General features: G+C 41.1%; 9 protein-coding genes. 6 read left to right on the top strand and 3 right to left on the bottom strand.

Going from position 1 to position 9,932, the window contains the following annotated elements:
- The first annotated feature begins 217 nt into the window (after positions 1-217).
- Complete coding sequence (locus EKM98_RS09310; protein ID WP_125982237.1) at positions 218-1,636, top strand: 4-hydroxyphenylacetate 3-hydroxylase N-terminal domain-containing protein; 1,419 nt, start codon at positions 218-220, stop codon at positions 1,634-1,636.
- A gap of 378 nt (positions 1,637-2,014) precedes the next feature.
- Here the strand turns inward: EKM98_RS09310 and EKM98_RS09305 are convergent, their stop codons facing one another.
- Both EKM98_RS09305 and EKM98_RS09300 read right to left on the bottom strand, forming a co-directional pair.
- On the bottom strand, positions 2,015-2,650 hold the full coding sequence (locus EKM98_RS09305) for a beta/alpha barrel domain-containing protein (RefSeq protein WP_125982239.1): 636 nt from the start codon (positions 2,648-2,650) through the stop codon (positions 2,015-2,017).
- A gap of 82 nt (positions 2,651-2,732) precedes the next feature.
- Positions 2,733-3,005 (bottom strand): hypothetical protein, encoded by a 273-nt coding sequence (locus EKM98_RS09300; protein WP_068279956.1) that lies wholly within the window; start codon positions 3,003-3,005, stop codon positions 2,733-2,735.
- 457 nt (positions 3,006-3,462) lie between these two features.
- Here EKM98_RS09300 and EKM98_RS09295 point away from each other — a divergent pair, with 457 nt between their 5' ends.
- The 4 genes from EKM98_RS09295 (at position 3,463) to tyrS (ending at position 6,716) form a co-directional block, all read left to right on the top strand.
- Positions 3,463-3,924, top strand: coding sequence for a CinA family protein (locus tag EKM98_RS09295; protein ID WP_125982235.1), 462 nt, complete (start codon positions 3,463-3,465; stop codon positions 3,922-3,924).
- 91 nt (positions 3,925-4,015) lie between these two features.
- The gene (locus EKM98_RS09290; protein ID WP_125982234.1) at positions 4,016-4,348 is read left to right on the top strand and encodes a hypothetical protein; all 333 of its coding nucleotides are present in this window, start codon (positions 4,016-4,018) and stop codon (positions 4,346-4,348) included.
- Positions 4,349-4,467: 119 nt separating this feature from the next.
- Positions 4,468-5,043, top strand: a complete 576-nt coding sequence (locus EKM98_RS09285) for an NADPH-dependent F420 reductase (RefSeq protein ID WP_125982232.1) — start codon at positions 4,468-4,470, stop codon at positions 5,041-5,043.
- A 416-nt stretch (positions 5,044-5,459) separates the two neighbouring features.
- Positions 5,460-6,716, top strand: coding sequence for a tyrosine--tRNA ligase (gene tyrS, locus EKM98_RS09280; RefSeq protein WP_125982230.1), 1,257 nt, complete (start codon positions 5,460-5,462; stop codon positions 6,714-6,716).
- A 399-nt stretch (positions 6,717-7,115) separates the two neighbouring features.
- Here the strand turns inward: tyrS and EKM98_RS09275 are convergent, their stop codons facing one another.
- On the bottom strand, positions 7,116-8,501 hold the full coding sequence (locus tag EKM98_RS09275) for an APC family permease (protein WP_125982228.1): 1,386 nt from the start codon (positions 8,499-8,501) through the stop codon (positions 7,116-7,118).
- 559 nt (positions 8,502-9,060) lie between these two features.
- Here EKM98_RS09275 and EKM98_RS09270 point away from each other — a divergent pair.
- A complete protein-coding gene (locus tag EKM98_RS09270; protein WP_125982227.1) occupies positions 9,061-9,801 on the top strand; it encodes a DUF975 family protein in 741 nt (246 codons plus the stop codon).
- Positions 9,802-9,932: the final 131 nt, after the last annotated feature.

Here is a 9,932-nt window from a genome sequence, read left to right as displayed (position 1 = left end):
AACGGACAAAAAGAAAAATCCGGTAAGAACTGGAAAACTCACCAGTTCTTACCGGAACTAATCTTAGATTGTTTTGTCGTGTATTATTGGTTTTGTGAGGTGTAACGAAAAATTTGGTTGTTAATTAGGATTGAAGCTGTTTTGTTTGGCAGAACACGTTCTAATCTAATCAATTTTTGCATTACCGAGTAAATAAAAATGTTGGGAGATTTTTAAGATGAGTTCGATTACGGATCTAAACGATGGGCGCGCCGTCTACTTTGATGGCGCATTGGTTAACGTAGCCGAGGTACCAATTTTTCAAAAAACGCTAGCCGTTGTTAATACTTATTATGATTTACAACGCACTAATCCAAAATTGCATACTTACCAAGAAGACGGGCAAACTTTTGCGACTGCCTTTATGACACCGCGCAGTGCGACTGATTTGCAGAAGAAGCGGGCAGTGTATACGGAGATTGCCCAAGCATCGTACGGAATGTTAGGTCGGACGCCAGACTTTATTGCCAGCGGTTTAGCTGTTTTAGGTGAGAAGGCCGATTTTCTTGGTAAAAGTAAATATGCTGATTTTGCGGCAAACGCTAAACGCTACGCCGAGCGAATTAAAAAGGGAGATATTTTTGTTTCCCACGCTTTGCAAAACCCACAGCTTGATCGCAGCAAGGCGTTAAATGCGATTCCAAAGGGTTACGCAGGTGTCCATACAGTTGATCATGATGAAAAGGGAATCTACGTTTCTGGAGCCAAAATGGTAAATACGCTAGCACCAATTGCGGACGAATTATTAGTCTTCAATCCACCAGAATTATTGTTGGACGCCGGTGATACCAGCTATGGCCTTGCCTTTGCTGCGCCGCTTAATTTATCCGGGGCTAAGATCGTTTGCCGTAAGCCGCTTAATCATCCTGGCTATAGTGAAAATGATTATCCCTTGAGTAACGCCTTTGATGAAATTGACGCTTACGTTTTATTTGATCACGCCTTTATTCCGTGGACGGACGTTTTTGTTTATAACGATTATGCTATGTCCAACCGTTTCTTCGTTGAATCGGGGATGTTCATCCACACTGCGCACCAAGATGAGGTTCGCGGCGTTACTAAGTTAGAATTTGTAACTAGTCTGGCAATTCGGGTGGCCAAGGCCTTAGGGTTAGCCGACTATTTAGGGGTCGCCGAACAATTAGGTGAATTAACCTCGAATCTTGAGTTAATCAAGGGGACTATCGTTAATTCGGAATTGAATGGTCAACTGGATGAGCAAGGGATCTTTGCCCCTAGTGAACAAGCCCTAACCGCGGTCCGGGACAGTTTACCGAAAATGTATGAAAAGGCCTTGCAGGTTATTCAACATTTAGCAGCAGGCTCAATGGTGGCCATTCCTGATTTTAGGGAATTCAGCGGGGATAACGCCACGATTTTACGGCAGGCCTATACGTCAGAAAAAATTGGGGCCGAAGATCGGGCTAAATTATTGAATTTGGCTTTTGACGTTAGTAGTGCTGCCTTTGGTCAACGACAACTCATGTACGAATATTACCACGGCGGTGATCCAAAACGAATTCGCGCCAATCATTTTCAGCATGAGGATTTGACAGCTGGTATGGCAATGCTGGAACGAATCTTGAAATTGAAGTAGGTGCATTAATTGGTAGCCAGTCGCTGAAACGTAGCGACTGTTACTTGAACTTATTTACTACTGATTAGACTAGTGGTGTGTTTAGAAAATACCTTAACTCCTTTCTCTCTGGCAAATTCCGTGTAAACGTGTTTGAAAAAGCAAATTTATTTGTTGTAACTAACCGCTTTTCCAAACACTACCTAAACCGTAAGCAAAATATTTTGAAACGGTTAAATTTTCCGACTCGTTAGTGCAGCGAATAGTATGGCCTTTCAAATGCGGTTATAGTACATTAGTCAAATAAGGGACCCCTGTAATTGGTGAATTTGATTACCAATTATGGGGGTCCCTTTTTTAATTGCTAGCGCGTCAGTAATGGGTGGTTAACTTTATCAGCTAAGGGTTATTTTTGGTTCTTTCGATTTCTTGTTTACGATAAAGAGCCATTTTCTTACTGAAAAGTTCACCATTAGTTGGTGGCGTGTAGGTGACGGCGTTGGCTCCTGCTGCAATGACTTCTTCAATGGTTTCATCAGATTTACCCCCAGTGGCAATAATCGGTAATTCAGGGTAATTTCGTCGTACTTGCCGCACAATACTGGTTGTATTTTTACCGCCAGAAATATTGACAATATCGACACCTGCGGCCAAACGTGGTTTTAGATCAGTTTGTTCAGTAACTACCGTTAAAATAAGTGGGATGTCAACGACTTGATTGACCGCCTTAATTGTTTCAATCGGTGTCGGTGCATTGATGACCACGCCAATACTACCAAGGCTTTCGGCAAACAGACTAATGTTCACCGAGCGTTGACCATGAGTCAGACCACCGCCAACACCGGCAAAAACGGGGATGTCCGCCACCATGCTGATTCCTTGCATGATCGCCGGGTGGGGCGTGAAGGGATAGACGGCAATGACAGCGTCGGCGTTGGTATTTTTAATGATTGCCATATCAGTAGAAAAAATGATCGAACGAATTCGTTTGCCCAAAATGATAATACCGCTGGCTTGGTGAATAATTTCTGGCATGCGCACAATATTTTGCCGTAATTCCGTCACAATTTCCGGTGCCTTTTGATTCAACGCTCATCACTTCCTTCGTAATTGTTCGCTACTTGTCCTCATCCTTAGGTTGCTTATCCGCCAAGTAAACACTGGTGTCGTTTTGCCGACGTTGATCCGCGGCCTCGTTATTATGTGGGTCCGTTTTATTGAAATTCATCGTTTCAGTGGCATCAGGGACTTGTTCTGGTGTGACTTCGGGTTTTTCCATTGGATTTTCGTTCTGCTCATCATAGCTCATATTGCTGTCGTGGGCGCCACTACGATTTGTTTCGGTTTCAAAGTGTTCTTCGAGGTGTTTTTCTTCATCAAATTTTGTCATTTTTGTACCTCCTTGGGGGTTAGGGCTTGCTGGCTGTAACGGTAAAATTTTATTTTTAGAGAATGAATATTTCATTGTTTTAAAGGTTGAGCTGGCAGAGATTTACACCAAATTAGTCAGGAAATACGCGCAAAGGTAATTTTCAAGCACATTTCCATTAAATCAGCTAGTGAGATACTGTTAAAAATATTTTCCACGGCCTAAACAGAATCATATTTCTAGAATTAAGGCCAAGTTACATTACCCAGCTATTAATCATACTGTCACTTTAATATAGCAACGTTGGTGAAAGCAATTTATATACTTTAGTATGTTTATTCGTTTTGTTGGCCGATGTTATTTGCTATGCTGAAAAAAAGTAGGATTGCATAAAAACTAATTGATAGTTTGTTGGAAAAAGACACGTGGTAATAGTTGCTCGTATTTTTGAACGTTCTTTTGAAAATGAGGTGTATAAATGGAATTTTCCGAATTAACACAACTTTTAGCAGAACGAGGATTAACTTTAACGGCGGCCGAAAGCTTAACTGGTGGTCAATTTCAAACTCAATTGGCGGCGACTGAAGCGGCCAGTGATGTTTATCCTGGGGGCTTTATCACTTATTCAAGCGAATCAAAAACGCAATTGCTGGGCGTGGCGCCGAAACTGATTCGGCAGTATGGGGTTGTTAGTAATGAGGTTGCGCAACAAATGGCAATTAAGGCCCAAGATCTGGCCGCGACGGACTACGCGATTTCTTTTACGGGTGCTGCTGGTCCAGAAGCACTCGCTGGTGAGCCGGCGGGAACTGTTTGTATTGGTCTTGTTGGTCCCAATTTACAAATAGCAAAGAAGTACTATTTTGAAGGTGAGGCAAAGCATGTTTTAGCACAAACTTGTGAAATGGGTCTAACGTTAATTGGGGAAAGGTTAGTTTAAAATTGTCAGTAAAATTCTGCATTCTTTAATTACAATTTTGACTAATAACGGTTGTAAACAAGGTTAGGTGTACTAGTGAGGGGGACTAATAATGAGTGTCCACAATAAAAAGTGGTTATATTTAATGCTTAACTGCTTGATGGTGGCCGGTGTCGGGATGATGCTACAATCACCCGTGTTTGGGGCAACGAAAACAGAGGGCAACGGTAATTCTGGTCAAGTTGAGCTGGCCTCCCAGTCGCTGGACACGAAGAGACCGCATTTGGTCAGTAAACCAAATCGTTCTGAAATAAGGAACCTAGCAGTCGAACGTCTGCCGCGAACGCAATCGCAACAAGAAAATTATCTAATTTGGTTAGGCGGCGGTCTTGTGCTTATTGCAATCGGCTTAGGTTGGTACAAATGCCGCCCTAATAAGAATTAGTTTCTTTAAAATCTATCTCTAGATAAAATGAATTGAAAAACGAGTAAGTAAAAATTGGTACTAGTAAAATCAATTTGTAGTAAAATGAAGTCGATTTAAAAGTTTTAAGGAGGCCGATTATGAAAATTGGAATTTTAGGAGCTAGTGGCCAAGTTGGCACGGCTTTAAAAGAGAATTTAACGGCGAATGGCTATACCCCATTGCTTGGTTCAAGAAAGGCAACAGCTGACTACCAGACCAATGCTGCTGTGGCTAAGGATGCTGATTTACTAATCTTAACGGTGCCTGGTCAGACAGTGCTTGATTTGGCTAAACAGTTAAAGGCCGATTTGAAGGGTAAGATTTTGGTAGATGTGACTAACGCCATTACCAGTGACTTTTCTGGCCCTAAAACTTTCGCTGGGAAGTCACAAACTCAGTTACTTCAAGAAACTTTACCAGATACAGCAGTTGTTAAGGGCTTTAACCAAACAGGCTCTGCCAACATGATTAAGCCAGAAGGCAGCGTTCAATTCTTTGCCGGCGACGATCAAGCTGCAGTAAAACAAGTAACGGATTTGGCTAAGCAAATGGGCTTTGCGCCCCAAGCATTGTCATTGCAGGATAGCCCACTTTTAGATAGTTTAGGCTTTCTCTGGATTAAAGCGGCGATTCAGCTTAACAAGCAGCCTAACTTGAAATTTTACTTGAAGTAGGAATGTTTAAAAAGATGGCCGATTAGTGTCCTTAACCTAATTGGGTGAATATTGTTTATGGCCATTAAAAAGGACTGACTAATTGATTAATGCGTTCTGAGCGCCGGCTTGACAGGCACCACGGTGTAAGTTATAGTAAACTTAATTTCATAACGGACACAAAAAGTACAGTAGTGGCGTAACCAACCGTTCAGAAAGTTAGTGGTGGCTGAAAACTAACCGATGTTACACTGCAAATTACACTTTTTACACGAATGTCACGGGTCATTTCGATAAAAATGAGGCGAGTGATAGCAGTAGCTATAACTTTGGGTGGTAACGCGGAAAAATTTCGTCCCTGATCAAGTTTTTGACTTGGTCGGGGACTTTTTTTGTTAGTTATGATAATTTTAAACAGGATTAACGGAGGTTATAAAATGACGGAGAATATTATTGACGAACTTAAATGGCGGGGCGCCGTTAACCAAACGACGGATGAAGCTGGGTTGCGCGAATTAACGAGTGAAAAACAGATTGGTTTATACTGTGGCGTTGATCCAACCGGCGATAGCTTACATATTGGACACTTGATTCCGTTCATGATGTTGAAACGATTTCAACTAGCTGGCCACCATCCAGTGATTGTGATTGGTGGGGGCACCGGCGCAATTGGTGATCCATCAGGTAAAAATTCGGAACGTGTTTTGCAATCGATGACTCAAGTTCAACACAATCAGGATCATTTATCCGCGCAAATGGAGAAATTATTTGGTACGGACAATTTTCGGATTGTTAATAACTATGATTGGTTATCCAAACTTTCTTTATTAGATTTTCTACGTGATTACGGTAAATTATTTAACGTGAATACAATGTTAAATAAAGAGGTTGTGGCCAGCCGTTTAGAGGTTGGTATTTCGTTTACTGAATTTACTTACCAGATTTTACAGTCAATTGATTTTTTGCACCTATACCGGCATGAAGACGTCCAGTTACAAATTGGTGGCGCCGATCAGTGGGGAAACATTACGGCCGGAATTGATTTAATTCATAAGCAAGAAGGTGCTGACGCAAAGGCCTTCGCGTTAACAATTCCACTGATGTTAAAGGCTGATGGAACTAAATTTGGAAAGACCGCTGGTGGGGCAGTTTGGCTTGATCCAGAAAAGACGTCACCTTATGAATTTTATCAATTCTGGTTAAATCAAGATGATCGTGATGTTATTAAATATTTGAAATACTTTACTTTCTTGTCACAAGAAGAAATTGCTGCCTTGGCTGAAAAGGTTAAAACGCAGCCAGAAAAGCGCGAGGCCCAGCGTCGTTTAGCACAAGAAGTTACCAAATTTGTGCACAGTGAGGCGGCCGTTAAGCAGGCCGAACATATTTCTGCAGCGCTTTTCTCTGGGGATTTAAAAGATTTAACTGCGGCAGAAATCGAACAAGGTTTTGCCGACGTGCCCTCGATGACGATTTCAACTGAACCAAATAATGTTGTGCAGTTTTTAGTTGATACGGAGATTGAAAAATCTAAGCGTCAGGCCCGGGAAGACGTTACTAATGGTGCCATTACAATTAATGGTGATCGAATTCGTGATCTGGAATTCACTGTTGATCCAGCGGCTGCCTTTGATGGCCGTTTTGTGATTGTTCGCCGGGGTAAGAAACGTTATTTCTTAGCACGCGTGAAATAGTTCAATAAGTTGGCGAAAAAAATAGGGTTGCGGCAGAATTAATTTTGCTAGCAACCTTATTTTTTTGATAACGTGTTTGAAAATCGATTTTCCGTAATTAGTTACGCGTACAAAAATGGTCTTAATGAATTACTCGCTAATTTAAGGATACTTTGTTATGGTCTGGAGAACTTGAAATGGGACAAAGATCGCCAAATTCAAGTGCTGCCTTCGGAATTTAGTTCAAATTTAGAAAATACTCTCACTAGTATTTTCCGGACTAATTTAGTGGAAACGTGTTTGAAAAAGCAGATTCCTGTGCTTAGTTACGATCGCCAAATCATCTGTTTCACAGATAATTCGTCAACTAATGCTCGGAACCTGGGTACTTTTTCAAACACTCCTAGCCACTTTTTCAGACTAAGAAATATTTTCGTGGTGGATGCCGTAAGTAAAGTAAATGAGTAGGCCAATGGCGAACCAAATCAATGAGGCAATCCAGGTTTCGGCAGGTAAGATAGCCATTAACCCAATACAAAAGATTGCGGAAATAATTGGTAGAACGGGTGACAAAGGAACTTTAAAGCCAGTGTTTTTGATTTCCTTATGGCGGCGTAACGGAATAATGCCGATGGAAATGAAGGTAAAGGCAATCAAAGTACCAATGTTAACTAAGTTGGTTAATTCATCTAGTGGAATTAGGCCACCTAAGATAGAAATAATGATCGTCACCAGAATCAAACTGTGCTGAGGTAAATGCGTTTTACTTTGTAGTTGGCCTAAAAACTTTGGCAGTAAACCATCACGGCCAATTGAATATACCAGGCGTGAACTGCTGTAAATCATAGTGATCATCATGGTAAACATACCGGCCAGGGCACCGATTGAAATGATCCCGGCAACCCAATTTTGCCCAACTTTTTGCAGGGCGTAGGTCACTGGGTTAGCAACGTTTAAGTCTTTATAAGACACCATACCAGTTAAAACGGCGGAAACTAAAATGTATAAGATTGTCGCCACAATTAGTGTTCCAATGATACCAATCGGCATATTACGCTGGGGATTTTTGACCTCGGCGGCAGAAGACGAAACGGCATCAAAGCCTAAATAGGCAAAAAAGACAGTTGAGGCACCTTTAAAGATGCCCTTAACGCCGAATGGTAAGAAGGGGTGCCAATTAGCCGGTTTAACGTAGAAGGCGCCGACAAGTAAGAAAATGACAATGATCGTTATTTTGACGATGACCATTACGTTATTGATCCGAACAGATTCCTTCATCCCGTGGCTAAGCATCCAAGTGATTAGCCAAACGATTAAAACGGCAAAAAGATTGAGGTAAGTTCCGTGGGCCGGATCAAAGGGGCCACTAAATATTTTGGGAATTTCTAAACCAAAACCCTGTAAAAATGAGGAGAGGTAAGCCGAAAAACCAGTGGATACAGCAGCTACCGCCAACATGTACTCAAGGATAAGCGCCCAGCCCAAAACCCAACCAGTAAATTCGCCAAAAACAACGTTCCCGTAAGAATAGGCTGAACCAGCAATGGGCATGGCCGAGGAAAATTCAGCGTAACACATAGCGGCAATTGAACAGACGATGGCGGCGACAACAAATGACAATACGATGGCCGGACCAGCTTTCAAAGCGGCAACTGTTCCTGGCAAGATAAAAATACCAGTACCAATAACCGCCCCAATCCCTAAGGACATTAGATCGAAAGCATTCATTGATTTAACAAACTGTTTATCTTTAGCCAAATACTTATCGAGACTCTGTTTTTTTAACATTTTGTCCCAAACTGACATAAAACTTCACTCCTTCACCAAACAACCGAATAAATTAAGGCTTAATGTCTATAATCTTAGCATAGCCACTAGTTTATGAAAAGAAAATTAAAACACTCAGTTGACTTTAATTTTACGAATGATAGTGCTTTATTAAATTAGGTGGTTTTTGGCAGTTTTTTTTTTTTGTGATTTTTGATTATGTAGTATAAACGTGTTTGAAAAAGCAGATTCCTGCGGTTGCCATGTTTTAACTTGGCGCTTTTCGCCGTAGTTGAATGGACAACGGATGAAGCATCAGGATTATTAGCGTGTTTTTGCTAATAATCTTCAATTGCGGAATAGTAGCTACAACAGCTAAATCACCTTTTTCAAAGGTAATTCGTCTGTCTAGGCTGTGACTCGGACTTCGGTTTATCCTAGTCCGATCGACATCGTTAGTAATCCTCAGAATCTACCACTTTTTCAAACACTCTGGCAGCTTTTTTGCCTTTACCTACTTAAAACAGTTATAATTAGCTATTATGAGTTGGGGTGCAAAACTTAGAAATAATTTGAATTTAGAAACGAGGTAAATAGTGTGAAAACAAGACGTGAGTTAAAGAAACAGTCCAAGGATTTATTGCGCGGAAACTGGCTTCAGGGCATTTTATTGAATTTAATTCCAACGATTATTCAATTAGTGCTGATTGCTGCATTTATTGTGGCATTGGGCTGGATGGGCTTTAACTTCAATGATGTTAAGGAATCAATTAGTCATGCTGCCGACTATTCAACTAATGGAGGCAATAATGGCGGTAATATGATTGGTAGCATTGTTTCAACAGTCTTCTTAGTGGGAATTCAGTATACTTTCTTAGATTGGGTACGTAATCGTGATTATGAAGTTCATCCACTTAGGGATGCCTTCCAAGTTTTCTCACAACCCTATTTTTGGGGGACCATTGGTCTGTTCTTTATCCAAATGATTTACGTTTGGTTATGGTCAATCCTATTCATTATCCCTGGTATTGTTAAATCCTATGCTTATAAGCAAAGTTACTTTGTTTATAAGGATCGCCGAGATGTATCGGGTGATGCACCGGTTAGTTTCTTAGGCAGTATTACTGAGAGCAGAGCGCTGATGTACGGCCATAAAATTGATTATTTTGTGCTTCAACTAAGCTTCTTAGGTTGGGACATCTTGTCGGTAATCACCTTTGGAATTGGTTTCCTTTGGCTGAACCCCTATAAAAACGCAACTTACGCGGGTTACTACGATGAATTAAAACGCGCACGTGATGAACAAATAAAGACAGAACCAAAAGTGATTGAACATTAAGAAAAGAGAGTGGCCCAAGAAGCGCCTAGATTTTGAGGATTAGCCTAAGAAGGCACTTTTGCTGTGAAACAGCTAAAGCGACTTCTGTAGCTACTATTCCGCAACTGAGAATTATTAGCTAAGTACGCTAA

The organism is Loigolactobacillus iwatensis, from assembly GCF_003950295.1.
In the GTDB taxonomy this organism is placed as follows: Bacteria; Bacillota; Bacilli; order Lactobacillales; family Lactobacillaceae; genus Loigolactobacillus; species Loigolactobacillus iwatensis.
This window is presented reverse-complemented; position numbering and strand designations above follow the sequence as displayed.

What these genes read in the sequence shown, in the direction of transcription:
- EKM98_RS09290 (WP_125982234.1), top strand. Translation starts at nt 4,016, where the DNA reads ATGAGTGTCCACAATAAAAAGTGGTTATATTTAATGCTTAACTGCTTG.
- tyrS (WP_125982230.1), top strand. Translation starts at nt 5,460, where the DNA reads ATGACGGAGAATATTATTGACGAACTTAAATGGCGGGGCGCCGTTAAC.
- EKM98_RS09310 (WP_125982237.1), top strand. Translation starts at nt 218, where the DNA reads ATGAGTTCGATTACGGATCTAAACGATGGGCGCGCCGTCTACTTTGAT.
- EKM98_RS09285 (WP_125982232.1), top strand. Translation starts at nt 4,468, where the DNA reads ATGAAAATTGGAATTTTAGGAGCTAGTGGCCAAGTTGGCACGGCTTTA.
- EKM98_RS09300 (WP_068279956.1), bottom strand. Translation starts at nt 3,005, where the DNA reads ATGACAAAATTTGATGAAGAAAAACACCTCGAAGAACACTTTGAAACC.
- EKM98_RS09295 (WP_125982235.1), top strand. Translation starts at nt 3,463, where the DNA reads ATGGAATTTTCCGAATTAACACAACTTTTAGCAGAACGAGGATTAACT.
- EKM98_RS09275 (WP_125982228.1), bottom strand. Translation starts at nt 8,501, where the DNA reads ATGTCAGTTTGGGACAAAATGTTAAAAAAACAGAGTCTCGATAAGTAT.
- EKM98_RS09305 (WP_125982239.1), bottom strand. Translation starts at nt 2,650, where the DNA reads ATGCCAGAAATTATTCACCAAGCCAGCGGTATTATCATTTTGGGCAAA.